21 protein-coding genes and 7 pseudogenes are annotated in these 26,298 nt (G+C 54.0%); 13 read left to right on the forward strand and 15 right to left on the reverse strand.

Annotated features, from left to right (window positions below; translation table 11 throughout):
* Positions 1-26: 26 nt before the first annotated feature.
* The 3 genes and pseudogenes from AP059_RS13100 to AP059_RS13110 form a co-directional block, all read right to left on the reverse strand.
* Positions 27-1,094 (reverse strand): endonuclease, encoded by a 1,068-nt coding sequence (locus tag AP059_RS13100; RefSeq protein WP_371260630.1) that lies wholly within the window; start codon positions 1,092-1,094, stop codon positions 27-29.
* 49 nt (positions 1,095-1,143) lie between these two features.
* Positions 1,144-1,709 (reverse strand): annotated as a pseudogene (locus AP059_RS13105) (DDE-type integrase/transposase/recombinase); the annotation flags it as partial.
* A gap of 72 nt (positions 1,710-1,781) precedes the next feature.
* Complete coding sequence (locus AP059_RS13110) at positions 1,782-2,693, reverse strand: bifunctional GNAT family N-acetyltransferase/nucleoside diphosphate kinase regulator (RefSeq protein WP_059763389.1); 912 nt, start codon at positions 2,691-2,693, stop codon at positions 1,782-1,784.
* Positions 2,694-3,081: 388 nt separating this feature from the next.
* Between AP059_RS13110 and AP059_RS13115 the strand changes: the two genes are divergently transcribed.
* Positions 3,082-3,339, forward strand: coding sequence for a hypothetical protein (locus AP059_RS13115; protein ID WP_059763244.1), 258 nt, complete (start codon positions 3,082-3,084; stop codon positions 3,337-3,339).
* A gap of 237 nt (positions 3,340-3,576) precedes the next feature.
* Here AP059_RS13115 and AP059_RS22495 read toward each other — a convergent pair whose 3' ends face one another.
* On the reverse strand, positions 3,577-3,738 hold the full coding sequence (locus AP059_RS22495) for a hypothetical protein (protein ID WP_165599936.1): 162 nt from the start codon (positions 3,736-3,738) through the stop codon (positions 3,577-3,579).
* Positions 3,739-3,805: 67 nt separating this feature from the next.
* On the opposite strand from AP059_RS22495, the pseudogene AP059_RS13120 reads away from it, so the two are divergent.
* The 6 genes and pseudogenes from AP059_RS13120 (at position 3,806) to AP059_RS13145 (ending at position 7,890) form a co-directional block, all read left to right on the forward strand.
* Positions 3,806-4,534: pseudogene (locus tag AP059_RS13120) on the forward strand (phage tail protein).
* On the forward strand, positions 4,509-4,715 hold the full coding sequence (locus tag AP059_RS13125; RefSeq protein WP_059763243.1) for a tail protein X: 207 nt from the start codon (positions 4,509-4,511) through the stop codon (positions 4,713-4,715). The pseudogene AP059_RS13120 and the gene AP059_RS13125 overlap by 26 nt, the downstream one beginning before the upstream one ends.
* A gap of 165 nt (positions 4,716-4,880) precedes the next feature.
* The gene (locus AP059_RS13130) at positions 4,881-6,236 is read left to right on the forward strand and encodes a hypothetical protein (RefSeq protein WP_059763242.1); all 1,356 of its coding nucleotides are present in this window, start codon (positions 4,881-4,883) and stop codon (positions 6,234-6,236) included.
* On the forward strand, positions 6,233-6,616 hold the full coding sequence (locus tag AP059_RS13135) for a hypothetical protein (RefSeq protein ID WP_059763241.1): 384 nt from the start codon (positions 6,233-6,235) through the stop codon (positions 6,614-6,616). The genes AP059_RS13130 and AP059_RS13135 overlap by 4 nt, the downstream gene beginning before the upstream one ends.
* A 118-nt stretch (positions 6,617-6,734) precedes the next feature.
* Positions 6,735-7,385, forward strand: a pseudogene (locus AP059_RS22045) (phage late control D family protein); the annotation flags it as partial.
* The gene (locus AP059_RS13145; RefSeq protein ID WP_059763239.1) at positions 7,342-7,890 is read left to right on the forward strand and encodes a glycoside hydrolase family 19 protein; all 549 of its coding nucleotides are present in this window, start codon (positions 7,342-7,344) and stop codon (positions 7,888-7,890) included. The pseudogene AP059_RS22045 and the gene AP059_RS13145, both read left to right, overlap by 44 nt.
* A gap of 18 nt (positions 7,891-7,908) precedes the next feature.
* Here the strand turns inward: AP059_RS13145 and AP059_RS22550 are convergent.
* From AP059_RS22550 to AP059_RS13155, 3 genes and pseudogenes are all read right to left on the reverse strand, one after another.
* Positions 7,909-8,007, reverse strand: a pseudogene (locus AP059_RS22550) (DNA adenine methylase); the annotation flags it as partial.
* Between the two features lie 354 nt (positions 8,008-8,361).
* A complete protein-coding gene (locus tag AP059_RS13150) occupies positions 8,362-8,703 on the reverse strand; it encodes a hypothetical protein (RefSeq protein ID WP_059763238.1) in 342 nt (113 codons plus the stop codon).
* Between the two features lie 212 nt (positions 8,704-8,915).
* The gene (locus AP059_RS13155; protein ID WP_059763237.1) at positions 8,916-9,737 is read right to left on the reverse strand and encodes an SDR family oxidoreductase; all 822 of its coding nucleotides are present in this window, start codon (positions 9,735-9,737) and stop codon (positions 8,916-8,918) included.
* 570 nt (positions 9,738-10,307) lie between these two features.
* Between AP059_RS13155 and AP059_RS13160 the strand changes: the two genes are divergently transcribed.
* Entirely contained in the window at positions 10,308-11,144 is an 837-nt protein-coding gene (locus tag AP059_RS13160; RefSeq protein ID WP_059763236.1) for an MliC family protein, read from the forward strand.
* Positions 11,145-11,366: 222 nt separating this feature from the next.
* On the opposite strand, the gene AP059_RS22755 is transcribed toward AP059_RS13160, so the two are convergent.
* The 5 genes and pseudogenes from AP059_RS22755 to AP059_RS13180 all read right to left on the reverse strand — a co-directional run bounded on the left by AP059_RS22755 (position 11,367) and on the right by AP059_RS13180 (position 14,948).
* Positions 11,367-11,873, reverse strand: a complete 507-nt coding sequence (locus AP059_RS22755) for a GNAT family N-acetyltransferase (protein WP_256209856.1) — start codon at positions 11,871-11,873, stop codon at positions 11,367-11,369.
* Positions 11,874-11,876: 3 nt separating this feature from the next.
* A pseudogene (locus tag AP059_RS22760) lies at positions 11,877-12,434 on the reverse strand (HD domain-containing protein); the annotation flags it as partial.
* A gap of 14 nt (positions 12,435-12,448) precedes the next feature.
* Positions 12,449-12,706: a YjhX family toxin gene (locus AP059_RS13170; RefSeq protein WP_059763235.1), complete on the reverse strand. Its 258-nt coding sequence runs from the start codon at positions 12,704-12,706 to the stop codon at positions 12,449-12,451.
* Positions 12,707-12,753: 47 nt separating this feature from the next.
* Positions 12,754-13,929, reverse strand: coding sequence for a MerR family transcriptional regulator (locus AP059_RS13175; protein ID WP_059763234.1), 1,176 nt, complete (start codon positions 13,927-13,929; stop codon positions 12,754-12,756).
* 224 nt (positions 13,930-14,153) lie between these two features.
* Positions 14,154-14,948: an aminoglycoside phosphotransferase family protein gene (locus AP059_RS13180; protein ID WP_059763233.1), complete on the reverse strand. Its 795-nt coding sequence runs from the start codon at positions 14,946-14,948 to the stop codon at positions 14,154-14,156.
* A gap of 79 nt (positions 14,949-15,027) precedes the next feature.
* Between AP059_RS13180 and AP059_RS23055 the strand changes: the two are divergent.
* Both AP059_RS23055 and AP059_RS13185 read left to right on the forward strand, forming a co-directional pair.
* A pseudogene (locus AP059_RS23055) lies at positions 15,028-15,128 on the forward strand (IS5/IS1182 family transposase); the annotation flags it as partial.
* Between the two features lie 194 nt (positions 15,129-15,322).
* Complete coding sequence (locus tag AP059_RS13185) at positions 15,323-16,423, forward strand: hypothetical protein (RefSeq protein ID WP_131811522.1); 1,101 nt, start codon at positions 15,323-15,325, stop codon at positions 16,421-16,423.
* 846 nt (positions 16,424-17,269) lie between these two features.
* Here AP059_RS13185 and AP059_RS22765 read toward each other — a convergent pair.
* Positions 17,270-17,560: pseudogene (locus tag AP059_RS22765) on the reverse strand (FAD-dependent oxidoreductase); the annotation flags it as partial.
* A 297-nt stretch (positions 17,561-17,857) separates the two neighbouring features.
* On the opposite strand from AP059_RS22765, the gene AP059_RS13190 reads away from it, so the two are divergent.
* Together AP059_RS13190 and AP059_RS13195 are read left to right on the forward strand one after the other, a co-directional pair.
* Entirely contained in the window at positions 17,858-22,339 is a 4,482-nt protein-coding gene (locus AP059_RS13190) for a dermonecrotic toxin domain-containing protein (protein ID WP_131811523.1), read from the forward strand.
* 347 nt (positions 22,340-22,686) lie between these two features.
* Positions 22,687-23,382, forward strand: coding sequence for a tRNA (adenine(22)-N(1))-methyltransferase (locus AP059_RS13195; RefSeq protein WP_059763230.1), 696 nt, complete (start codon positions 22,687-22,689; stop codon positions 23,380-23,382).
* A gap of 71 nt (positions 23,383-23,453) precedes the next feature.
* Here AP059_RS13195 and proP read toward each other — a convergent pair whose 3' ends face one another.
* Together proP and AP059_RS13205 are read right to left on the reverse strand one after the other, a co-directional pair.
* A complete protein-coding gene (gene proP, locus AP059_RS13200) occupies positions 23,454-24,959 on the reverse strand; it encodes a glycine betaine/L-proline transporter ProP (protein ID WP_048365518.1) in 1,506 nt (501 codons plus the stop codon).
* Between the two features lie 249 nt (positions 24,960-25,208).
* Positions 25,209-25,589 carry a RidA family protein gene (locus tag AP059_RS13205; RefSeq protein WP_048365519.1) on the reverse strand — a complete coding sequence of 127 codons (381 nt, stop codon included), beginning with the start codon at positions 25,587-25,589 and terminating at the stop codon, positions 25,209-25,211.
* 234 nt (positions 25,590-25,823) lie between these two features.
* On the opposite strand from AP059_RS13205, the gene AP059_RS13210 reads away from it, so the two are divergent.
* A complete protein-coding gene (locus AP059_RS13210; protein ID WP_059763229.1) occupies positions 25,824-26,285 on the forward strand; it encodes an Lrp/AsnC family transcriptional regulator in 462 nt (153 codons plus the stop codon).
* Positions 26,286-26,298 lie beyond the last annotated feature (13 nt).

Raw genomic sequence — 26,298 nt, forward strand, 5'->3', positions numbered from 1 at the left:
TATGGCGGCGGGGGCAGTCCAATCCGCTACGTCAGCAAGATGATGGTCGTGCTTTCAAGCAGTACGGGGCGTACCAGGATCTTGTAACAATCGGCATCGAATGCTTGCCCCGCCAGCCTGGGTGCCAGTCTGGCCTCAGTTTCGCTGGCATAGGTCCCTATGTAACGCCAGCTCTCCACAACGTGGTACTCCTCGAATTCTCCATGCCGCTCGTGCAATGCGATTGCGCCAGGGTAGGGCCAGTGATGCACGGCCCAGCGCTCTAAAGCATTCAACAAGCGCTTGGTATGCGCCTCATTGCTTTCTTCGCCTTTGCAGGCTCCGGCGCACTTACCTATTTGAGCCCTGAAGCAGCCTCGGCCCATTGTTTTTTCAAGGCCCAGCAGGGAATGGCAGAGGCGGTGCTCGTCCGCAATCAACATCAGCGCTTGGGTGGCCATGCGCCGGTTACGGAAAAGTCCGTACAACTGGGTCCCGTGGCTAATTTCTGTCGTGTCGATGATCTCCAGCACCCCGTCGCGAATTCGTAGCGAGCACAGACGCTGCTGCCGACGAAGTCGCTTGTTCTTCAGGGGTTGCAGCTCTTTGATCAGCCGCGATTCAAGCAGTAGGGCGCCGATTTCGCCTGCGGTTTGCCGGTACTCGATCCGTTGTGCCTGGAGCAACATCCTGGCTTCTGCGGAAGTGCGCAGGTGAGAAAGCAGTCGACTGCGAATATCGATGCTTTTGCCAATATAGAGCGGTATCACGTCGCCTTCAGCATAAAAGAAATACACCCCGGGTGCTCGCGGGGCCGCCTCGACCTGAGCGCGCAAGTGCGCCGGGTATTCATAAATAAGATCGGGGCGAGCAATGGGGGCGGGCATGCGGTGCCTTCGGTGTTGATCTGGCTGGTTCAGTTTTTGGTTTTCATCCCACGTTTCTTTCAACACTGAGCGAAACAGGTCTGATAATAGGGGCTCTATTTGTTTTCGGTCACTACGAATTGGTTTGATGCTTTCGAGACGCTGCAGTTCACGCTCAACGAATCGTTGAATGGGTGCAATCTGGGGAGATAAGCCCCTCTCGGGTGATGCTCGTTTGATCACAAGCAAGTCATCAATATCTTGCTGGAGTTCATGATCTTCCTCGATCTGTAGTGGATCAACTGATCCCGGACACGAGGTTAAGTTTTTTCTCGCCCTGAGCCGATGGCAGCCCACCATTAAATTGGTGCGGTCGAATTCTGTTGTACCGGTGCATCAAAAAATGGCTGATATCCCGCTGAGCTTGTTGGACCGTCATGCGGCATCCGACTTCCCCGACAATGTCCAACCCACAATACGGCGTGTAAAAAGACCTAACACAACCGCCAGATACTGCCATTTCCCTTGAGCCCAGATGTAAGTGAGATCGCCACACCAGACGTGGTCAGGAGCGGGCACTTCAAACTTGCGGTTCAAAATATCAGGAATGTCGGGCCGCTCGACTGTCGCCTTTTTGTAAGCATGCGATCCAGGTTGTTTGCTGACCAACGCCAGTTCGCGCATCAGGCTGCGCACCTTGAATCGCCCGATCTGCTCGCCGTCGTCCTGCATCATGGCCATGATGCTACGGCTACCTGGAGCACTCCGGCCTTGGGTGAACAACTCGTTCACCCGACTGCGCAATCAAAGGCGTTCTACATCCGGTGTGCGGCGCCTGAGACGCCGAGCGAAGTAGCACAGTCGCAGCGCTCGGCGTTCTTTTTTTGAGGGTTATGGCTTTGGGCTAGATGGGCGAACACTTAGCAGTACGCGAAATCATAGGTGGAAATCGCCCGCAGCCTCCGGCTGATAAAGTACTTTCCTGATCTCAATCCGACGGGTTCGATCAGATATCTTCCAGTCGATGGCGTCACCCTCCTGATAGCCCAAGATGGCCGCGCCGATGTCGGAATGTACGGAGTGCTTACCTGCGTTGGTGTCCGCGTCTTCAGGATAGACCAAGGCCACTTCTATCTCTTCGTCATCCAGCTGCAGCAAGGCCCTGGAGTTCATCGTAACTACATTGCTAGCCACCTGCTGCGGCTTGACGACAATGGCTCGCTCAAGTTCATGTTCGAGTTCAACAACGGCCGGGCCTTCCTCGAGCGCGATTAGACTCTCGAGCCTGGCCTTGTCAATTTCAGTGATGTAGATCCTCGTAGAATCGCCAACGGTGCCTTCTCGCAATAGCTGGAGATAGCGCCCTACCGTCATCGAGAATGACTTTAATGTCGGCGTGTCGCTCTCAAGTACAAAGCCGCTGCGCAGAAAGGCTTTCAGCGAGCGCGCGTTGTCCGGGTGGATCTTGGCAATGAGCTTCTTTGCCCGCATGTCGAGAAAGGCCAGCTTCATACCCTCGCGGATCGTGCGGGCGCCAAGGTTTCGGCCCCATTTGTCGCTGTCTCCGATGACCAGAACTATCTCGCAATTTGAGTCGGTCTTGATTAGACGGACAAAGCCTACCGGAGCGTCATGCCGGTCATAGGCCATGAAGAATCGACCGCCCCTGTTGAATAGATGGGTAAGGATCGGCAATTGAGTACGATCAATAGCTTGCTCGATGGAGCGGGAGACATGACGCGAATCGCTCAGATAGCAGGTGACGCGTTCATCCTCCAACCAATCCATCAGCTTCAGCGCGTGTGCACGAGTAATTTCAGGGCACAGAGAAATGAAAGGCTTGTTCATCTTAATCACACTTATTTGTTTAAGGATGGAAGCCCTTCATGGTCATGACGGTTCTTCGGCAACCGGCTATTTTAAGACATATCGCGAGTAGTTCCTATCAGCGACTGGACTTTTACCGGTCTAGCCGTAGACCCAGTGGGTCGCCGCGAACGGCTCCAGCAAATGTACGTGGATGCTGGGTTGTTACTGGGGGCAACATCTGTAAATTTCTAACTTCAAGCCTCGGCATTGGCCGGGGCCTTTTCGTTTTCGGCCCTGCCACACCCGTAGCGCCAAGCCGGGTGTGTTATCGGGGCCGATCTATTCCAAGACTCGCCAACTCGTGGGCTATTTCGTTCTGAGGCGCAGAAAATGTCTGAACAAGTAGCTCGTGACATGAAGGCCGTAGTTGACGCTGAAATTGTCGGCTACATTGACCGCCAGCCTTATCAAGACCATTCAGCACACCCGTGTGTCGAATGCCGGGTTCTCTCAAAGCGAGTTTTATCACCCTGGCGGCAGTGTCTTTGGCGCTGTTTACACCCCTGACAAATGGTACGGCCGGAAAATCGGGGCATCTGTTGTTAGCCTTCCATATCTGCAGGCGGACGATATAGCGATCAAGGCCCGCGTTGAGTACGACGAGGCAGTGCTAAAGAAATCCTGAGAGCTCTAGGTTGCCTTCGGTGTGCTGGAGAAACTGTTTGAAGGCCACTCATTCGCGGATAGCAAACTGACCAGTCTTGCGCATGTAGATCTGTGTCCGGAAGTTTTGTGTTACTTGTTAGATTCTGTGCTACTAATATCACGCCATAGCCCGAAATGTCTCTGTCCTGAATATTTTGAAGTATATGTACGATATATATATCAATTAAGTCTGCTAAGGGGTTCGGGTGTTTAAATATTAAGTTGGAGGTGCCATTTTGAGGGTGTATTCAATAACCCCATTCTTCTTGGTGTTGTCATTATTGGTTGGAGTGGATAGGCGGATTTTAATTTCATGTGTATTTTTGATCATATATTTACTTGTTATTAGAAGTGGTGTCGCCTCTTCAGGGTTGAGCATGAATCCCCTACCACGAGCTACACTCGGGCCTGATCATGACTTTATGAGTATTGTTGTATTTAGTAAAATCTTGTTTTTTCTAGAAGTGTTCATTTTTTCACTGTTCCCCGGTGGTGAAATCTGCGGCGCCGCCGCCGAACTGAGCGACTTGCCGTTCATGGGCCCTGCGGTCGGGGCCAAGGTGCAACGTCTGATGCGCGGTGTTAACGCCGCACAGGTCAAGGTCGGCGCGGTGGTGGCCACCTACAACAAAGCCACCCGCGCAGCCTCGCAGATCGAGGAGCGCCTCGGCGTGCTCAAAGAGCAGGCGGCCAGCATCGTGCCCACCGGCGCGCTGGGTGCAGACGCGACTCCGGCCGCCGAAGCGGTAAAGCCGTTCCCGCATTTGCTGATCATGCAACCGCTCAAGCCCGGATCGACACCGTTCTACTTCAACCTGGACACCGCCGCGTTCGACGAACTCAAGCGCTCCAGCGAATACCGCTGGGCCTCGCAAGTGCGACTGAGCCGCCGCCCGGCGCAACAAGCGGTGGGCATGGGCGAAGAACGCATCACCCTCACGGGCGCGATTTTTGGCGGGTACAAAGGCGGCATCAAATAACGCGACACCCTGCCCAGCATCGGCGCCCAGCTCCAACTGCTGTGCCTGACCACCGGCTATGGCGAGGTACTGGGCAACTGGTCTTTGAAAAACATCGAAGAAGAACAAAGCGCCCTGCTGCAAGGCGGCATCCCGCGTAAACAGGGTTTTACCTTGGAGTTTGTGCGCTATGGCGACGACCTGCAGAACAGCTAGCGGCGACGTGCTCGACACCCTCTGCCAGAACTATTACGGCCACCTCAACGGCACGGTCGAGGCCGTGCTCGATGCCAATCAAGGGCTGGCCGATGAGGTGCAGCCGTTTCGGGCGGGGCTGGTTATTCACTTGCCGGATTTGCCGGTGCCGAGTGATGAGGTGGTGATGTTGTGGGCTTGAATTTCTAGTGCTTCATCGACGAACAAAAGAGATAGGACTTCCGTCATCATGGGAAAGGTCTTATTGACCCTTGGCCGAACTGGCCGATACAGTCCGCGCACTTCAATGGATTGACTTGGAACGGGCCGCTGCTTAATCGGCCCTGGTGATTAAGGAAAATACGACATGCACATGCGCCTGATTTATGCAGACGACCGAGAAGAACTTGGGGTTCGTCTCAGTGAGATCGAAGCCCCTTTCTTTGCCAAATTTGAAGTCGAAGACGCTTTATGTACGCCTTTCCCCACGCTAAGCCTGTTTGATATCGAAACTTACGGCCGACAATTAACCCATGAAGAAATCGTAGACGCCGTAGAAGCGGGCGACATTTTATTGGTTAAAGACGATCCCTTCAGTCCGCTGAGCCAAGACACATTCAACGAGTATTCCCACATCACAGGACGCGGTTGGACGGGCAGTTTCCATATGCCTGTTGAGCAGGAAAAACCGCCGTTGCCGGAAGCTGAACCTATTTTCAAACCGCAACCGCAAGAGCCTGGCTTCTATGTCGTCCCTAAAAGCACCACGGGCGAAAAGTTAAAAGCGGCTTTATTTTCGGTACAAAACCCCACCGTGATGAGCAAGTTCGATGCGCTGAATCCAAATCTTGGCAAGATCAACGCCGGTACGATGATCGTATTGAGCGACCCGAATAACCTGCAATGCACGCGTGAAGAAGCGATGCTGATGCAAGTTGCGGCCAAGGCTAATGCCGTTATTAAAGAGATGACGCCTGAAGAAGCTGACTTCATGGTTCAGCATCGGAATGAAATTCAAACGTTCACAGGCTATGGGTCAACTTCTATCGGGGTCGGTGAAGCGATGTTTGCCAAGCACCTGGATGACATAAAGCACTTATTTAAATATATCGAAGCGCTGCATGTCAGAACATTTGAGGCCAATGGGAATTTAAACTCGCCTGATTTTTTTGCTGAGCGTAAACGCCTTTTAACCCAGCTTGATTCCCATCTCACAGCGCTTACCCGAAAAAGTATTGGCTTCCCTGATCATCCGAATTTGAAAAGCGCCCTGGGTATATCCAGTCGTAGCTTGATTCATCGCTGGACGGCAGCAGGGGGGGCAGATCATATTCCTGGGTATGCAACGCATATTGAGGGCGTGTCCAAAGCGGCCAAGTATCTTAAATATGGTGGTTGGATTGGAACAGGCATTGGTGGTGGAGCCTCATACGTGAAGGTCCAGAATGTTTGCTCGGCAGGAAAAACAGAGAAGTGCAGGAAGATCAGATTTACTGAATCGGGTGGATTTTTAGGCACTGTTGCGGGTGGCGCGGGGGGAGGATATTTACTGTCAGGAGCTATTGGTGGAGGTCTTTGTGCTGGGCTTACAGTCGCGACTGGTGGGGTTGGTGGCTTGGTGTGTGGGATCGTCGTCGTTGGGGCTGGATCTTTTCTCGGTGGTTTTGCTGGAGGGATGGTTGGAGAAATAGGTGGTGAAGTTATTTACGAGAGCGCGAAATGAACTCTGCCGAATTAATAGTCGGGTATTTGGGTGTCATCGTTATCGTTAGTTTGCTCATATGCTTGGCTATTGTCTTGCATACGGCTTACACCCAAATAGACTTGATACTGGGATGTTTGAAAAACTGTACTGCAATCATGGTGCGCTCCCCGCTTAAGCACGGTGGGCCATGGGGGAGGCTTCTGCTGATTGGCGGCATTTCAGGGGTTCTAACGTTTCCAAGCTCTTATCTAAAAAGAGGCGAGTTATGCCCTGAGGATTTGAAAAATTTTCCGATAATGCTCAAGCGAAAGTTGGTTGTCATGCAGTGGGGTATTATTGTTTTGATGATAAGCATCGTGTTGCTGGCAATGATTGGAAAGTCTGGCTTACTAAAATGATCATAAATCTAACCGAAGGCTAGGATTTAAATTTCCCTAAATGCTCGTATTTAACACATGAAGCATACACATCTACAGCCCACCTCAGCGTGGGCTTTTTATTATCCGGAATTTGCCTATGACCCCCATCTTTCGTATCGTCGCAGACGGTGCTGACATCACCACGCTGATCAACGACCGCCTGCTTTTACTGCGAACCACTGACAAACCCGGCATGGAGTCAGACGACTTTGAACTGCGCATCGATGACCGTGATAGCGCCGTATCATTACCCAGCCGTGGAGCCAGCATCGAAGTGTTCCTCGGCTATAGCGGCACCGCCAAAGTGGCGGACGGCCATCTGCTGGTGATGCAGCGCGAAGGAGGACAAAGCGCGAGTGGTACAGCGCTGGGCACCATCACCCTGACACGTAGCGACGTCAGCCTCTGGCAGTTCCGGCTGGGTGATCGCAGCGCGCACAAGGCGGTCAGCACCAAGCACCAGGACAAGAAAACCGGCAAGTTGGCCATCGTCACCTTGGACAACGACGAAGCCCCGGATGGTCTGCCGCCGGTACACACCGACCGCCACATCTATCCCAACAAATCCGCCGGCGAACAGGCCGCCAAAGCGCGGCTGGCCGCGTTCAATCGCTCGACCGCCGGAGTGCGTCTGGAAATGCCCGGGCGAACTGATTTGTTTGATGAACGGACCATCAATGCCCAAGGCTTCAAGGTCGGGCTCGATGGCGAGTACCTGGTGGACTCGGTGGAGCAGGTGTTCACCCAACGCCGGCCAAACAGCCGGCGTTTTTGTTCCTGTGCTAAACACCGCGATGGCCCGCTTCCAGATCGTCGGCACAAAACGCATCGCCGCCTTTATCGCACAGATCGGCCACGAGTCCGGCCAGTTTCGCTACGTGCGCGAATTGGGCAGCGATCAGTACCTGAGCAAATACGACACTGGCTCACTGGCCAAGCGCTTGGGCAATACGCCCGAGGCGGACGGCGACGGGCAGAAGTATCGCGGCCGTGGTCTGATCCAAATCACCGGCCGCACCAACTACATCAGATGCGGCGAAGCGCTGGCCCTTGATCTGATCAACCAGCCCGAGCTGCTAGAAAAGCCGCAGCACGCGTGCATGTCAGCGGCGTGGTTTTGGGCGAGCAGGGGGCTCAAAACCTTGGCTGATGCGGGTCAGTTCGACACCATCAGCCGCCGCATCAACGGCGGTCAAAAAGGCGCGGCGGGTCGTCAGGCGCTGTACGACAGCGCGCTCAAGGTGTTGGCGTGAAGTTCGATGCGGTGAAGTGGGGCGGGGCATTTTTTGCCGCTCGAATATCTGCCGTGAGTTGAGAGCCCATTTAAATTGACGCACGAATTCTTCTAAATGGTTCTGCACCACGCGGAACTGATTGTTATGAATTGGGAGCCGGAGGCTTTGGGAGGGTTGTTTTAGGTTAGTAGACTTGAAACCTGTAGCAGGTTTGTGACGAAGGGCCGCTATTGGCCAAAAGCGGACATTGTTCAGGACTCTTACGATAGTGTCGCAGGGAAAAAAATCAGCCGTCCGACTTTGTCGCCATTTCAAAGGCTTAATCGACCTCGATTCCTAGGTATCTGACAGCTCCCATGCTTCGGGCGACTGGGGCGGAGTTGAATGTACTCTGGCTCTTGATGTTACGAGGGGAACCGTTGATTTAATCGGCCATTCTCGCAGAGGCGTGCGTCACTTCAAGTCTCAGGACCAGGAAAGTTCCATCCGTTACGCGCGGAAGCTCCAGACCATCTCCACAACCCGTGCGGAAATTAATATATAGATGAGGACTATCAAAAGCTGAAAGACGAGGTGATAGCGGAGTTGGGCTAGACGGCGAATGCCATCACTGACGTTCAGGAGCATCAGTAATCCAGAGATGGTGATCACTCCCCACCCAGCCAGGTTAGTGGCAGTGATACTCATAAAAAGCTTGTGATCACTGTGCAAAGCGTTCGTACCCGCTGCAAACAGAAGCGCGCACAGAACCATATTTTTGAAATTGTCGAAGATCTTGGCATTGAGATCCTTGTCGAGTAATTGCGAGTAGCGCCTCCATAATTTTTGCATGTTCACCACCTCAAGAAGGATCAATTAAGCACAGTTCGTATCAACAACTGCTCGGAGAGTGTCGGGGGCGCTGTTGTAGTCGGCTTCAAGTGTAAGGATTTAGCAAGCGCACTTCTACGGCTTTGCGAACGTCTTCTTTTGGCCGAAAGCTGCCGTTAAAGATAGGCAGTTATCGGTCAAAAACTGTCTTTCGCAGGCGCGATCTTAACGCGCTAGGTTTCGCTGTCGTCCAGGACTGCCGGAGTCGCAGCCGTCCCAGCCAACAGACCACCATCAATATTGAACTCACTGCCCGTAATGTACGTAGCGTTATCCGACGCGAGCAACAAGGCCAGAGAGGCCACTTCTTCAGGCATACCGAATCGCCTGAGCGGAGTGTCTCGAACCAGCGCAGCCATTCGTTCTTCGCGACCGGCATCGCTACCTAGCATGGGTTCCCACATGGGAGTAAGGATGGCCGCCGGATGAATCGAGTTGCATCGAACGCTCAGTCCTTGTTCGGCGCAGTAAAGCGCCACCGTTTTAGTGTGATTGCGAACGGCAGCTTTGGACGACGCATACGCTGCGGCCCCTGGAATGCCAACCAGGCCGGAACGAGAGGAAATGTTGATGATGGAACCGGCTCCTGACTGGCGCATGGAGCGAATGGCGTATTTGCATCCGAGGAATACTCCGTCGAGGTTGGTTTGATGCACGGAACGCCAATCTTCCAGCCTTGCATGTTCCGGGTCATGCCGCTCAGCACCGCTCTCGAATCCGGTGATGCCCGCGTTATTCACGAGGATATTCCAATTGCGGCCTTGATTTGAAATCTGCGTGGCCAATCGTTGCCAATCCTCTTCACGCCGCACATCCAGACGCAGAAAGCAGGCGCTACTACCCAACGAGCTTGCAACCGCATTACCAAGGTCGTCGTTAATGTCAGTGACGTAAACGAAGCAACCTTCTTGTACAAAGAGCCTTGCAATGGCGGCGCCGATGCCTTGAGCCGCGCCGGTGACAACCGCTGTCTTGGAAACCAGTATATTTTCCATAAATGATGATATCTCCATGATGAGGCGTGTTCAGAACCCATGATAATGAGGCAATGCCCTATCCCATGTTCACGCTGGGCAAAGAGGCTAATCCATAACCGAATGCCGCGAAACCTGAAAAGCTGGGCCAGGCAGGGTCAGCCATTGGGCAATCGAGAAACGCTATTGTGAGTGAGGGGCGATTCATTATTTCTTGCATTGGAGCCCTGTGAGGGTGGCTGGTGCCGCTTGCCTTATGGTCCGGGTAATATGTTTTCGGCCAATTCTGTTGAAAAGGTCAGTTTGCCCAAAACGTTCGAATGTTGATGTGTAAAAACACCTCTTGTGAACGCTGCTACGTGAAATCCGAGTCCTGAGCGTTCTGCCAAAATCTCAGATGAATACTTTTTTCAACAGAATCGGCCAATAGCGGTCGCTCGATAAGTATTGCTATCGACACTCCGCAGCAGGGACATGCCGGTCAACAACTGCCTTAGAACCTCCGCTAAATCGGATATGATTAACCGGACGCCGGGGATGAGTCAGGTTTTAGTTGGTGTTTGGCAACGGCTTAATCTAAAGGAACCACCCATGAGCAAATATCTGGTTTTGTTGTTGGTTAGCGCCACAGGCGTTGCTCAGGCTCAATCGATATGCACTTACCCATGGTATCAATCGATCGATAAGATACTGCATACCACTGACGGGCAAGGGCATGGGCCGGATATAGGCTCCGATGAATGGAAGTCGGTGATTGAATTCAAATTAGGGGTTCGCGATGGGGCGAATGTCCCTGAGCGAAGCTCCGATCAGTGGTGCACATACATTGATCAGCATATCAATGGGGTTCAGGCGACCGGTGACGGTCAGGGGAAATCGTCGACAGTCAATGTGACCCTTGGCCCCTCTTACGATTGCGCCAAGGTTAAGCCTGGCGCTATCGACGCGATGATATGTGAGGACAAGGAATTATCCGCGCTTGATCGCAATCTGTCGCAAGTGTATGCCAGCGCGAGCGTCAAGGCTGTCAACGAGCATCCACCCCGGCTTAAAGCAGAACAACGTGGGTGGATAAAGGGTCGTGACGACTGCTGGAAAAGTGATGACGTTGTTGCATGCTTGCGCATGGAGTACCAGCGCCGCATCGCCGAGTTGCAAGCACGGTACCGATTGGTAGCGCAAACCGGCCCTGTCTATTACGAATGCGATGGCAATCCTGCCAGTGAGGTTGCTGTCATGTTTTTCAAAACCGATCCACCAACATTAATCGCCGAGCGTGGCGACAGCTTATCGCTCATGTACCAGCAGCCAAGTGGCAGTGGCGCAAAGTACCTTGGACGCAATGAAACGCTTTGGGAACATCAGGGCGAAACTACAATCACTTGGGGATACGGAGCGCCCGGATTACATTGCAAAAGAAAGCCTTGAGCAACGATCCAGTCAGTTGGGTAATTGCTTTTTAGCGAAAGCTAGCAAGTGGCCTCAGCCAGCTTTCGTGAAAGAACGCAACCGGCCAAAAGAGGAAGTTAAAATTGCCCCGTGCGGCTTGCTACGAGCGGCTGTAATTCACTCGAAGCGTTGTGATCGCCATCGGCAAAGCCCGCGAGGTTAGCCAAACGCTGTCAGGATGAACGTGACAGCGCTCAGGACTCACCCCACCACGTCAAAAGACTCATGATATCGCACAGTGCCTGTTGGCAAATCACCGCCAAAAGACAGCGTTTGGAAGTACTCTTGAGGAACTCCAGGTAGCTCCAAACCAGCGTAAGGTTTGAAGCCAAAGCGACCGTAGTAGCCCGGATCGCCCAGTACGACGCAGCCGCATGCCCCTTTGCCTTGTAGCTCGGCAAGAGCGGCTTTCATCAGGGATGAACCAATACCCTGACCCTGGCGGTCAGGCACCACGGATATTGGCCCTAGCCCATACCAACCCGCAGCACAGGAAGACACGGTGACAGGGGAAATGGCGACGTGCCCAACGATTTCATCATTCTCCACTGCAACCAGCGAAACTGTTAATTGCCCGGCTTGGCGTAGTGCATCGACAATTAAATGCTCGGTGTGGCTGGAATGTGGCTCCTGCTCAAATGCCGCAGCAGTCAGTGCTGATATGGGTTTGATGTCTTCAGGTTGCTCATTGCGGATATTCAAATTCATATTGAGTTTTTCTCTGGTGTCTCGATCGATTAGGCCCCGTAGCGTGTTGAAAAGGGCAGTGGTTTTTGTGTACTGGTTGCCATAGGTCAGGTTGAACGCATAGTCAAAGTCAGGTGGATTGATGCCTTGGTTGTGCTGCAGGATCGTCTCAAGCTTGTCGAGTGCTTTGACGGCTACGGCCTCAGCGGATGTAGCATTTTCGTAGTCCTCCCAGAGCGCCAGTATTTCCCCCCGCGCGCCGTCATCCAGTGTGCGAGTCAGATGTAAGAGGTCAGCACGCTCTTGCTCGCTTTTGTGCGGAAAGTCGTTTTTGCTCACGGCGGGAATGTCTCCGTTTATAGCTTCACCCAAGTCATGAACAAGACAGAGTTTGAGCACTTTCAAGAGATCAAGGCCTTTGAGCTCGTCAGCGAAAACCATGGCCATCAGGCTCAGTCGCCAACTATGCTCGGCGGTACTTTCTTGGCGCCCCGTTGAAGTGTGGGCACTTCTGAGTACGCTTTTTAGTCGCTCGGACTCCCGCAGGAATTCCAGGCGCCCATGCAGCGTTTCAATATTCATGACAACTCCGATTATTAACGGTTATCCAGTTGCGGACGCACCGCCTGCAACCCTGATGGGTTGACTCGATAAGGCTGGCCGTCTATGGACTTGAGTAAACGCTTGGCCTTGAGTTTGTTGAACACGTTCAGCGTGCAGTCGCAAAGCAAATGGCCTTCTCGGGTATAACATTCGACCGCTCTGACCCGGCCTGACGCGTCGCGCTGGTGAGAGATGCGGCCGCCTTTTGCGAGGACGTGCAGCGTCCGTTGTTCCAATTTGGAAATATTCATGGTGTCAATCCAATAAGTGTCAGGACATGGTGAGCGCTGCTTCGATGCTAGGCGCCGTTGTTCTGCAACACGAAGAACTGGTAGCCGTAGTCATCCAGAAAGCGCTCGTGGATATCAATCTCGTCTTTGATGTCTGCCAGGGCTTTTGAGGAAAAGTCTTCTGCGCACAGTTCTGCAATCTTTTCACGCAGAGGGTTCAAGTAGTTTTCCCACGCATGGCGGCTTAATGGAAAACTGCAAACGACTCGATAACCCTGCGCTGTAATGCTGGAGACTCGATTTTCCAGCGTCGTCATATCAGGGTAGTTTTTCTGCCAGAACGATGAAGCCTCAGAGCGCGGACTATCGGTTAGCCATATCAAATCGCTGACTACCAAGAAGCCTTGTGGCTTGATAAACCGTCTCCAGCTTTTGAGGGCGTTACAAAAGCCCATTATGTACGCGCTGCCCTCGGCCCAAATGGCATCGAACGAACGACCTTCAAATGGCAGCGCGGTCATGCTGGCGCACAGTAGCCGGACATGATGTTCCACTGCATGGGTTGTGACGGCTGCCCTCAGGTGTGCCAGGCTGTACTCATCATTGTCCACGGCGGTGACCAGCCCTTGGGTATGTTGTGCCAATAACAGTGTGCTCACCCCACGGCCGCAACCGATGTCCAACAACGTCTTTGGCGCAGCGGGTAACGTACTCAGGGCCGCCAATGTATCTTCAGCAGAACCCGGTCCCAAGCGATCCAAACCATCAAAGATTCGCTCGAAATCGGCCATATAGTGGTCATGCTCATTCATATCTTTTGATAACCACTTCAAACGCAGTGCCTGCTTTTCGTTGAAACCTTGCTTGAGCAACCAGGCCAAATGAGCTCCAGGAGCTTGGCTTTCCAAAGCTTGGTGCCAGCCACGCATGGAGGCCTTCCCAAGCATTGCTGCGAGCAGATCTCTGGATTGTTGTTTGTGCGCAATCTCTTGTTCCAGAGACTGTAATCGTTCAAGTAACAATGCCCGGTCTATGCGCGTGTCCAGGCACGCTTGGCACTCTTTTAAAGTCAGGCCACCTGCTTGTAGCTGCTGCAGCAACTTCAACTGTTGCAGGTCATGCTCTGAGTAGGCGCGATAACCATTGGCCTGCCGCTTGGATGAAATCAACCCCAACTTTTCGTAGTAAAGCAGCGTAGAGCGACTTAAACCTACTTTCAGCGCCAGCTCGGAAATGCGATACATCACCAGTCCCTCGTTCTATGGCGTACACCCTAAACTATGAAGCTGTAGACAGGTAAAGGGGTAAATTCGCTGAAGGAGCTTTTTTCTTTGCGACAACGTCAGCGCTGGTCGGGAGAGGCTTTTACTTTGAATGTCCGCTTCTTGGCCGCAGTCAGCAGCCATCAAACAACCTCATCCGCCCAAAGCTCACAGAAAATTATTCTGACAGGCCCCTACCGTAAAACTCACAACCCGAGTGCCAACGTTGCAAGCTTCGCCACCTCAAGTGGGGTAGACGGTTCAATGCCGTCTTCGAGCATCCAGGCAGCTGACAAGCCGGTCCACGCGAGTACCCATTGCAATAATCTGCGGTGATCGATGTCACCGGCCCGTCTCACGATCTCGATCCGACGCGCAAAACAACCTGGCGCCAAAGCGCTTTGGCTATCTGGATTGCAGAAAATATTCGCGTAATCAAAACCGCGCTCACCATAGAGCCCCTTAGGATCGATAGCGAGCCACCCCTTAGGGCCGAAGTCCAATACATTGGCGTGGTGGATGTCACCATGCAGTACCCCTACGTCGCGGGGGGCATGCAAGAGCTCGCGAGCGGCTTTTGCAGATTGCTCAAAGACGCCTTGGTGGGTTGCCGCTGCGCCCCATAGGGCTTCAAACCGTTGCAGCAGTGGAACTAAAGCAGGAGCCGGTTGTGTACGTGGTGTGTGAAGGCGGCCTGCCGCAGCACAGAGAATACGAGTCGCTTCGTCATCCTGGCCGCAGTTCACCATGTCCATGAGCGAGCGCACGCCGCTCGCGCGCTCCATAAGCAAGGCTTCGCCATCATGTGCCAACACGGGCGCTGCTCCCTGACCGTCCCACCAAGCCATGAGCCGATTGCCAGCTTGCTCCTCTGGCTCTGGCGAGATTTTGAGCATAGCGGGTGTGCCGTGGTAGCGAACAGGAAGTAGATGGCCATTCAGCGAGACGAAAGCATCACCGTCGAGGGTCAACGCCCATCGTTTCAAGTATTGATCAAACATAAATTCATCAACTTTTCGCTCTTGCGGGAGCAATCATTATGAATGCTTTTGACATAAGGACAAATGTCTGCTTCTGCCAACGTTTGACCAGATACTGAGCAACTACCCATCAAGCTCAACGCGCAGGGATTAATTGATCTGGAGGCCTGGTTGATTGACTCCACCACAGTACGAGTAACCCTGACTATTTATGCTGCTTCGATTTAGCATCATTAGGGAGGGCTTAATAGATACCTTGGGGTTGAGGTAAGGGGTGAACAGATATTTACATCTTGTGGCATATGAGTCGGACGTAGTAATGGGTTCTGTTTGGAACTTTATTGTCTTTTTTGTCACATATTCTTTTGTTGGGTTGATCCGCTACGAAAGTTGGTATGCCTGAAACTTTTTTGATGGTTAATGATACAGGAGAGGATATGAAGCTATCTGCGCCCATGGGAACTCCAGGCTCGTACTTCGACCGGAGCATCAATCGTGAGAGCCGTAATCCCGAGGCGAAATCAAGTACCTCAACCCCTTCAGACAATCATTCCACGACGGTCTTACCTGATATTCGCCCTTCTTATCGAGAAAAGATTAACGATTTTGGCTCAGGCGATTCACTGCGATTGCCTCTAAATCTGACGCGTCTAGAACTTATGAAAGGCAACGATGGAGCCGGAGCGGCAGTGGCCAAAGTACATGGTCAAGCGGCCGATAAAAAACAGGGTGATTTCAGGTTGTTACGAGAACAACCTGCTCCCCAGGGCACCGCGATGCTCAAAAGCGCGGCTGAAATTATAATGGAACGTAACAAAGAGCTATCGGCATTGGGGGCTTTTACCGCGACGGCTGATGTGTCAACTCCCCCCGACAAGTCGCATTTTTGGAGTGGCAATACGTTCAGCAATGGCAAGGTGATTCACTCCGCCGTGATGACAGCACAGTCTATTGCTCGAAAGACTGATGGTATTACTTTAGAAATGACGGAAGGTGGCCATCACTTGGACAACTACAGCGGTGAGTCGGACAGCTCTTTGTATCTGAAAGAACGTTTCAAGTATGCCAGTCCAACTGATGCAAGTCCTCCAGGGTATGCACCGCACAAAGCATTGATTGAAAAGGGCGTGAGCCGTCTAGGCGTCGACATGCTCAAGCAAACGGGCATGGACAAAACAGGTGCTACTTCCTATATCCCTACGGGTAAGGCGCCCGCCGTAAACATGCTCTGGGATAATTTGTCCATGCGCTATGCCAATCAGGTAAGTGGCGAAACTGTAGCGGTCCATGCTATTTCAAAGAATGACCCTTTTAATCAGGACGCCACGTATCTTGCCAATACATGGAATGCCAAAGAGCGCCCTATTCTTGAGAGGAACGGGATTAATATCAAAGAGCTTTACTCCGAGAACTTAAAGGGTGAACTGGTCGGGCCTTCCAATGGTGCCCGCACCGATTGGGAAGGGACGGGCGGCTATCATGGGAACGTGTCGTGATCATGTCATCACACAATGTTGAGGTGTCCTCTTCGATTTAAATAGTTGAATTCGTGTGAGGGCGACTGATAGTTGCGATGTCAAAAATTCATGCTCACACAAAAAGAATTCAAGTACTTTTTAAGCCGTTTTGGGTATCACCTGAATGATTAGGCTGATGCGTGAGAGAGGAGGGCTGCTGCCTATTCTTTTTTTGCGAAACATTAGGATGGGTTGGTGGAAATCAATGCCCTCTTTACGGCAACAATGCTGATCATTTCAGTGGGTAGCCAGGTTGCGGTCTTTTCTCGTGCTCTTTAGATCCAGAGCTCGCGTATTAGATCCTTTGGCCAGCGAGGTGTCTGAGATTGATACTTTTCACAGATTTAGGCGAGCTGACACAGTCAGCGATGCACCACTAAGGGACGAACATGCGCGTTTTGATCGCAGCTTGTGCATTTTTAATGTTGGTGGGTTGTGGGCGTTCGCCAGTGTCCTCTGACCGGCCAGATGCTGTTCCAGCGAAAAGGCTGTATGCATTTGGCGGGCACAGTGATGCTCGGATTGTTGTGGTACGCGATGGCAGTCTGTACGGGGCTGGTTGTCACTACCGCTTATATATAGACGATACGCTTGCAACTGAATTCGCCTCTGGGGGGGTGACCAGGTTTGGCTTGCCAGCAGGGCGCCATAATTTAGGTTCGACCTACAGCGGAGCGTGTGGCGGGGGAAGCCTAGTAGAGCGAGAGATCGAAGTTAAGACCGCAGACGTTGTCAGGCGGCGAATTTCTGTTATCACTGGTGGGGCTCAGGACATCTCTTCTACAGCCTTCTAGTTGCCGCGCAGGAATAGACCATTTCGGGGAGGCCAATCACTTGAAGGTTGGCGTCCACAAGCAAACGCCCCAGCAAATCGCGTTCGCCGGGGTTCTGCGCGGTTATGTATTAGCCCGCACGCCTGTGGTCCAGATCACGGTTTTGGCCTCAATGATGATGGCCATCATCCAGAGTCACACCGCTGTCATCGACCGCCACGACGGATGATTTCAAGCGCCATTTCACTTCCGGCACTTCGCAGGCTTGGGCGATGGACTGGCTGATATCAGTACCCAGGGATACCCCGACCTTTTCGCCCCGATCAACGATGATGACTTCCACAGAGAAAAGAAATGCAGTACCTCAACTTCAAGCTGCCGGCGTATTGCTGTGTGCGATATTTCGAACTGAGAGCGCTGAACCGGCTCTGTGCCTGAGCTAAGCAACCCTGCATACGACACCTGTTCATGTGCGCGTCCTACTGCGCGAGATCGGGCGTTGGTGAGGCACTCTGATGTAGATGCGTCACTGATTTATAGGGTAACGACTGTGTAATTATCGACGGTGAACTTTCCCCACTCCCGTCGCCACTCCTCTGTAAATCAAATAGAGATACACCTTTGCTGACCGGGGGTCTGCTTGAAACTATCGTCTTCTTCTGCTTTTGCACCTGCGCATTTAACTCCGCAAACAGACGCGTCTGTCACGCCGTCTGCCGAAGAGCTGCGAGACTTTAAAAAGCTCACAGATAATTGCCGTCAGTTGATTCGAAGTACTCAAGCACTTCGCGCGTTAGCCCACCAGCTTCACGACATTACCGGTGAGGACAATGCCAGTGGGCGTGCAGGCATGCTGGCCCAATCATTGATGCGTCTTCGCGCAATGGCGCCCGATGCCGAGCGCTTGAGCGCTGCCTTTCTGGGGGGCGTTGAGGACTTGCAGGAAAACGCCCATCAGCCAAGAAAAGAACACCATCGTGCCGCCAAAGACTTTATGAGCAAGGCCCAGTCTGAATATGGACAGCTCAGGGAGCATGCCAGCGCGCTGTCTTTGGCATTGGCGCTTAACCTGCGCCGTCAGCCTGCAGGGAACCTATCAAGGATGGCCGCTTCCCCGCCTCTGGTTGAGAGAAGAGTGAACGCCTTGCGTGAAGCGGTGATGAAGGTATTGAAGATGGAAAAATCATTGCATGACGGCGGTGCCATGAGTCTTCAATACCGTCCTCCGGCAGTTGCCTCCGGCTCGCACGATCGCTCAGGCCATCTGGCTCAGACACTGACTGCTTTTCTAACCGGGCCATCGGCCTTGAGCGCCATCTCTTCATCCTCCCCCCATCGTGTTCGCCGTGCAGTGCAAGAAAGCCTGCCACTGCCGGTTGTACCCCGTTCCAGCGCTCAGTCCGCAGTTCCACCGGCAGATCCTGCAGCGCCGTTCATCACCCAGCTGCGCGCTTCTCAGCAAGAGATGATTCGTTTGAACGAGACCGTGCCGCGGGCCAGCGATACGGCGTCGCGGCATTTGAATGATTGGTTTGCCAACACCTTTCCTTCTCATGTGGGCACCCTGAAAGCGGATGAATTGTCGGTGCGTTTCTTGAAAAATGAGACCGGCTCACAGAATGAAGGTAAGACAATTGCGCTGAGTGATCTCTACTGGCAAGCAGTTGCCGGTCAACTCAATCTGCGCGATGTGTTTTTAAACATGGGGGACGTTGAGATCCTGCGCCAGACGGGCAGCGTAACAACGCTCGCTCCAGGTCTGAACAGCAATGATGCCAAAGGGAAAATTGAAAAACTGCTGGTTGATGCTGCATCGTCCGGTACGGCGTCTATGTTGGGTCGGGCACTTAACGCTTTCTGGGATAAACCTGGCGGTGTCTCCCAGGGACGTAACGTCAGCGACTGGCTGGCTACACAGTTGCAGCAGCAGCTGGGTGCGCAGGCGAATATGTTTTTGCAGGACGGCGCGCTCACTTCACAGGCGCACGAGCAGGTGACAGCCGCTCTGGCGTCACCTGACGTGGAGTCACGCGCAAAAATGGCTGAGCCCAGTCGCCCCGGTGTGTATTCGCTCAGTTATACGCCTGAAGGGTGGGACAGCGGCATGCCGTTACCGGGTTCTTGCGTGATAACACAGCACGACAGCATTGCTGATCCGGGCCGACTGGTGCTGTGGCAACCAGGGCGCGCACTGGAGGAATTTGCTGATTGCGCGGCGCTCAACGCTCATCTGGCAAAGAATGAGAGCGGGGCAGGCGAGCTGAAACTCGTTCCTGTGGCAGGGAGTTTCCTGACCCATATGGTTGGGGAGATACGTGAGATGCAGAAGGCCAACGTGACGGGCGCCTTGGCAGAGGGCCCCGCTGGCGATGAAACCTGCGAGGATTGGCTGAGCAGGCTGGATGCGGCATCGGACGTGGGTTCATGGCTGGATCTTGCCAGTGTGACGGATGAGCGTGAATTTCAGGTGAATCTGAAAAAACTCAATACCTGGTTGCACGCCAATCCCGACGTAACCGACCCGGACAGAAAAGCCTGGTGGGCGGCTGCCCAAGAGTGGGAACAGGCAGTGGCAAACACGGCTTCTCTGCCCCCTGATCCGGTAACACTGGCCACCCCAGACACCATAAAGGCCTGGACCCATAAAGAGCTGACGCGGATCATCGCAGAGAAGAAATACCCGCAGGTTGACCCGGACCATGTTCTTTTGAGTGTCGATGATCAGCCGTTGAACCTTAATGAATTTGACGATTCTTCGCCGATCTCACCCAACGTACTACTGAGTTCGATAAAGGACTTTTTTTATGACACCCGTTCGTTGACGGACTGGGCCATCTCCAACCTGACGCCGGGCGAACGCAATGCGCCTAACCATAAGGAGCAGGGGGGACTGAGTCATGCGCAGATTCTAGATGTTGTGCAAACGGCTGATGTGGGCAGCCGCTTCGTGCAATCACTGGGAGTTACGGGTCGAGCGCAGCAGGCGCAGTGGATGGAGCTCAAAGGCAAGCAGATGAGGGCAGAAGTTTTGGCCGCCCATATCTCGGGTGATCTGACGCATGACCGTGAGAAAACCGGGCTTAAACAGGTGCTGGCGGTGCTGGACAGTCCCGAGCCGCAGGGGCGGGCGCTGGTCAATGGCCATGCAGTGGTGGCTCACCAGCTTAAGTGGGGAGAGGATGTACTAAAGGACGTGGTGGCGTTCGGGGTGAAGACGCTGGGGAGTCGTCCGTCGCTGACGCTGTACACACCGGGCGCACCAGACGGTAAGGTTTTCCGGGAGGTGCATGCCAATACGGTTGAGGCGCTGAATAATGCTGTCGCGCAGTCGCTGACCGCCACGCCGCAGATGACCCGCTGGCTGATTTCGCAGTTACCGCTCCAACTACAAGAGGCGCAGCTTGGGAGCTTGCCGCCGAAGGAGGCTGCCCCCGTACCGGGTAACAAAATCACAACGGCCATACAGTCCGTGTTCGAACCGCTTAAACACCGGTCCGCTGAAGATTTTCGGTTAAAACTCGCATCGGTAGAGGTGACAGGCAACCTGCTCAAAGCCCAGCACGAGGCACAGATGAGCAGTGCGCTGAAAACAGCGGACATGCTGACCGTGTCGAACGCTGAACGAGACAGCGATGCGGCGCAGCAAGCTCGAAAAAAAGCCATTTTGTTGTTTTTAGAAATGGTCTCCATGTTCCCGGCTGGCCGTGCAGGAGGGATTCTGGCGCGCGCAATGCTACCCATGATGGTGGCGGGGGCCGCTTTATCGTCGATAAAGGGCGAGGGGGGCAGCTTTAACCAGTGGGCCGGAGATTTTCTTCGTGGTCTGGGTAACGTGCTCAAGGACGGGGGGGCAGAGTTCATATTGTCGCGTGGCGGCAGGCTTGGGCGCGGGATCAAGGCAAACGTGCCACTGTCGTCGCTGCCACGGCTGCTCAATCCGCAGGTCAGGGGGTATGTGATTAAAGGCTTTGACCCCAAGGGGCTTCAAGTCACCAACAGGGAGCGCGGCCTCTATCAACAAGGTGCGCAGGGCTATCTGAAGCTGGAGGGGCAATACGTAAAAACAGCTGTGCAGCAGGGGGAACGGATCATTTATGCGCCGAATAACCGGGCAGATTCGCGCAGGGTTAACTGGGAGGATGGCCGTTGGCATCTTCAGCAGCATGCAGGGCTGCGGGGGGGCGGGCCTGGTCAAAGCGCGGGGGATGGAGCTTCTGCCGGTATGAAATCGACCCCTTTAACAGTGACCTGCGCCCGTCAGAGCCTGGATGCAAGGTCGTCGGAGGCCCTCAAAGAGTTGTCCCCCATCATGGATAACGTTGCGGGCATGAAAACGCTGACCCCTGAACAGAAAATCAAGTATGTCGATACGCTGAGGGACGGCGGCGATAGCTATGCCGCCATTAAAAAAGTATTACAACAAAACGCGGTCGGCAGTTCTTTTACCAGCCCGGTTTATAAAGGCAAGCATGAAGCGGCTTTGAAAGCGGCGCAGGCTGTTCAAGGAGCGGCCGCAAGTCGAGTGGCAGCGGTTCTGCCAGAACCTGTCTTGCCTGCGCCAGTTCAGCCATCCACTGCACCACAGACCAGTAGACGCCGCCCGGCATCCGATACGCATGAAGCAACGCCTTCGGCCAGGCGGGCAAGACCGGCAGCCCCAGCCACTTTCCAGCGCGTTAAAATCGCCAAGGCAGATCTTCCGCAGGCCTACCACTATTTAACGAATGATAAATACGCAGCGCTTCGCGGGACAGGTTCAGGCAATGTCCTCCCCTACAGCAGTAGCAACCCTTCTGGTCGAGGGGCACTCACCGAGCAATATAAACATGTCATTTACTTCACGGATATTGCGCCTGGTGAGATGAGAGGCAATCCGCAACATGTGATTGATGTGTTTGGCCGGACCCGGATCGGTGCACCCCGTTGGAGCTGCGTAGAAAAAGCATTCACACTTAATTTGAATCACGTGCCGGAGGGCGCCGTTTTTTATAAAGAAGCGCCCCATATTTATACGATTGATATGTCCGGCGTTACGGACATAAACAAGCGGGGGATCGGGCTGACTCTTAGAAAACCTGAATCACAAGGCGCAGGTAGCCTGTTGTCTGATCCTTTAGCTTAAAAACGGGATCTGGATGCTGCTCTCAGGGGGGGGCGCCCCCTGTATCTGCGTTCGGTGATGTTGCATTGAAAACAGGCTCGGAATGCTCAACTTACAATCCGTGAACGGCGTTCCCTCGCCTGGTTGCGCATGTGAACGACGGGGAATCGGCGTTCTGGTTTTCGACACTCACTGCGGCCGAAGTGCTTGACCTCTATCCCCGGCTTCAAGGCGAACACGCTGATTAGGCATTCAAGCCTGACTTCAACGCGTTTCACCGCTTTACCCTGTAAGCCTCTCCACGCATCATGCCGCCCACTGATAAATGCCCGAGGTATCGGGCAGTCGTGGTCAAAAGGAAGCATCGTTTGAATGAACACACATTGTCCGTGCGCCTAGAGCGCGTGGCGGCGCACGTCCCGGCGGGCGGGCGTTTGGGGGACATAGGTTCCGATCACGCGTATCTGCCAGTGGCTTTGATGCGCCGCGGCGCCATCGTGGCAGCCATAGCAGGCGAGGTGGCGCTGACGCCGTTCCATGCGGCCACCCGCACCGTGCGTGAAAATGGCCTGAGTGAACACATCACTGTGCGCCTGGCCAATGGTCTGGCAGCGATCGAAGCCCAAGACGCCATCACTGTCGTCACTCTCTGCGGAATGGGGGGCGAGACGATCCGCGATATCCTCGAACACGGCAAGGCAATACTCAGCGGTGAGGAGCGTTTGATCTTGCAGCCCAATGGCGGTGAACAGCCTCTGCGCCAATGGCTGATGGAAAACGGTTACCGCATCCTCTGCGAGGAGCTGCTGCGCGAGAACTGTTTTTTTTACGAAATAATCGTCGCCGAGCGCAGCGGGCCGGTGAGTTACTCCGCCCAAGAGCTGTACTTCGGGCCGTTGCTCATGCAAGCGCGCAGCCCGTTGTTTCTGGCCAAGTGGCAGCGCATGCAACAGCAAAAACACAAGACCCTGACCAGCTTGAGCCTGGCGCGCCAGGCAGTCCCCCGTGAAAAAATCCAGGAAACAGAGCAATACATGCGGTGGATCACTGACTTGCTCACGTGAACCTAAAGCGTAATAACGCACGCTGTTCATTCACATGACACAGCGTGCGTGGCTCTCGGGTTCGGCTCAGATCACTCTTCGATGCGCGGATGCTGCTGTGCCAGGTTTTTGCGCTTGGCTTCCAGATCGGCGATTTCCGCGTCGATGTCTTCGATTTTCTGCTCGATGTTGTCGTGATGCTCCTGGAGCAACTCGCGTGCTTCCTCAATATCAGAGGCTGCCGGCGCGGCGCCGCGTAGCGGTTTGTTAGCGGTTTCTTTCATGGTGATGCCCGTTACCAGGCCCACCACGGCGATCACCATCAGGTAATAAGCAGGCATGTACAGATCGTTGGTGCTTTCTACCAGCCAGGCCACGGCAGTCGGGGTCAAGCCTGCGATCAGCACCGAGATGTTGAAGGCGCTGGCCAGTGCGCTGTAGCGAATGTGCGTGGGGAACATCGCAGGCAGTGTGGAGGCCATCACGCCGATAAAGAAGTTGAGCAGCACGGCGAGCATCAGTAACCCGGCGAAGATCAATCCCAGCTTGCCGCTGTTGATCAGGATGAACGCGGGTACAGCCAGGAAAAACAACCCCACACTGCCACTGATGATGAACGGGCGGCGACCGATCTTGTCACTCACAAAACCGATCAGTGGCTGCACGAACAGCATGCCGACCATAATCGCAATGATGATCAGCACACCGTGGTTTTCACTGTAATGCAGGTTGTGTGACAAGTAGCTCGGCATGTAGGTCAGCAGCATGTAGTAGGTCACGTTGGTCACGGCGACCACGCCGACACACGTCATCAAACTACGCCAGTGTTTGGTGGCCACCTCTTTGAACGACACCTTGGGGCCTGCGGCCAGCCCTTCACGATCACCTTGCTCCAGTTTTTCGAGATGCTGCTGGAAGGCCGGTGTTTCTTCCAGGGCGTGACGTAAATACAGGCCGATCATGCCCAGTGGCAAAGCCAGGAAAAACGGCACGCGCCAGCCCCACTCAAGAAACTTTTCTTCCCCCAGGACGGTGGAAATCAGCACCACCACGCCTGCGCCGAACACGAAGCCTGCGATGGAGCCGAAGTCCAGCCAACTGCCGAGAAAGCCGCGTTTACGGTCGGGTGCATATTCGGCGACGAAGATTGAAGCACCGGTGTATTCACCGCCCACTGAAAAGCCTTGGGCCATCTTCGCCAGCAACAGCAGGATCGGCGCCCAGATGCCAATCGAGTTGTAAGAGGGGATCAAGCCAATGGCGAAGGTGCTGAGCGACATGATAACGATGGTCGCGGCGAGGACTTTTTGCCGCCCGTACTTATCGCCCAGTACGCCGAAGAACAGTCCGCCCAAAGGCCGGATCAAGAAGGGCACCGAGAAGGTCGCCAATGCGGCGATCATTTGTACGCTGGGAGACGCAGTGGGAAAGAAGACTTTGCCCAGGACATAGGCGACAAAACCGTAGACGCCGAAGTCAAACCACTCCATTGCGTTGCCCAATGCCGCAGCGGTGATTGCCTTGCGCATCTTGGTGTCGTCGACAATGGTGATGTCTTTCAACCCGATGGGCTTGGCCTTTTTCTTGCGAGATATCATGCGTGTCCCTCTTCTATCTGTTCTGTCCGTTCCAAACCGCTGACCCAGTCGTATGAAGGGTAGACGCGTTTTGCGCGCGCTGAATGCCATCGCAGTGATGGCACTCGCTCTTGGGGATCAGATACATGGAGACACGAAAAAATTCACCGCGGTGCGTTTTTTCTTTCCGGACCTTAAATGTCCTCGACTTGATGAGGCATCCACTATCAGAGCGGCCAGAAAACCATGCCCGTGCGCTGAGTTACACCATCAGCCTTTGGCGGCCATGGCGGTCACTTCAACGCGCATGCCTGCGACTGCCAGGGAGGCAACGCCCACCGCTGCGCGAACGGGCCATGGTTGGCTGAAGAAACGCTTGTACACCTCATTGAAAGCAGCCCGGTCAGCCATGTCGGTGAGGTAAATGGTCAGGTGCATAACGCGCTCCATTGAACTGCCTGCCCGCTCCAGTGCAACTTTTAGCGCCTGTAGCGTGCATTCGCTCTGTTCGGTGATACCGCCCAGTTCGAGGCTGCCATCGGCATGTGTCGGGATCTGGGTAGACACCAGTACGCCGGCAAAACAGGCGACATCAGACGAAATGGAGGCGGGGTCAGGATCAGGGATAAAGGTCAGATCAGGGGTAGTCATGGGGAGCTCTTGTCTGGGGTGTAAGGCGGGCCAGTGTACAGACGTCTGAATGCCCTAAAAACCCGATGAGGCGCTGCTGCAACTGTCTGCGACGGTTATTTGAAGCTTGTTCAGGCGGCCTGATTGATGCCTGGTACGCAAAAGTCCGGTAGCGTCTGCGGGTGGAGTGTCGGAATATGCCGTGGTTTCCACGGGCTGTTTCTTCATCTCCTGCGCATAAGGCCTCAACTTTTCATGGACAAGCTGGATAAGGCAATTCTGCAAATCTTGCAAACTGACTGCACGCGTGCGGTAGGTGATATCGCCGAAAAAATCGGGCTGGGTACCACGGCCTGCTGGCGCCGGATCCAGAAACTCGAAGAGGCGGGCATTATTCGTGGCCGCGTTGCGTTGCTGGACGGTAAAAAACTGAACGTGGGGGTGATTGTGTTCGTGTCGATCAAGACCACCCAGCACAACCCGGACTGGCTTGACGGTTTTCATGCCTCGGTGTCTGCAATCGACGAAGTGCTGGAGGTGTACCGCATGGCCGGTGATACCGACTACCTGTTGCGCGTGGCAGTGCCTGATGTCGCCGCTTATGACGCGGTCTACAAACAGTTGATTCGTATACCGGGCCTGTCGGACATCAGCTCGAGTTTCTCGATGGAGCAGATCAAGTACTCGACGAGCCTGCCACTGCGCTATGCCCCCTGACGGTTCCATCGGT

Origin of the sequence: Pseudomonas sp. TAA207 (genome assembly GCF_001529285.1) — a bacterium.
GTDB lineage: Bacteria > Pseudomonadota > Gammaproteobacteria > Pseudomonadales > Pseudomonadaceae > Aquipseudomonas > Aquipseudomonas weihenstephanensis.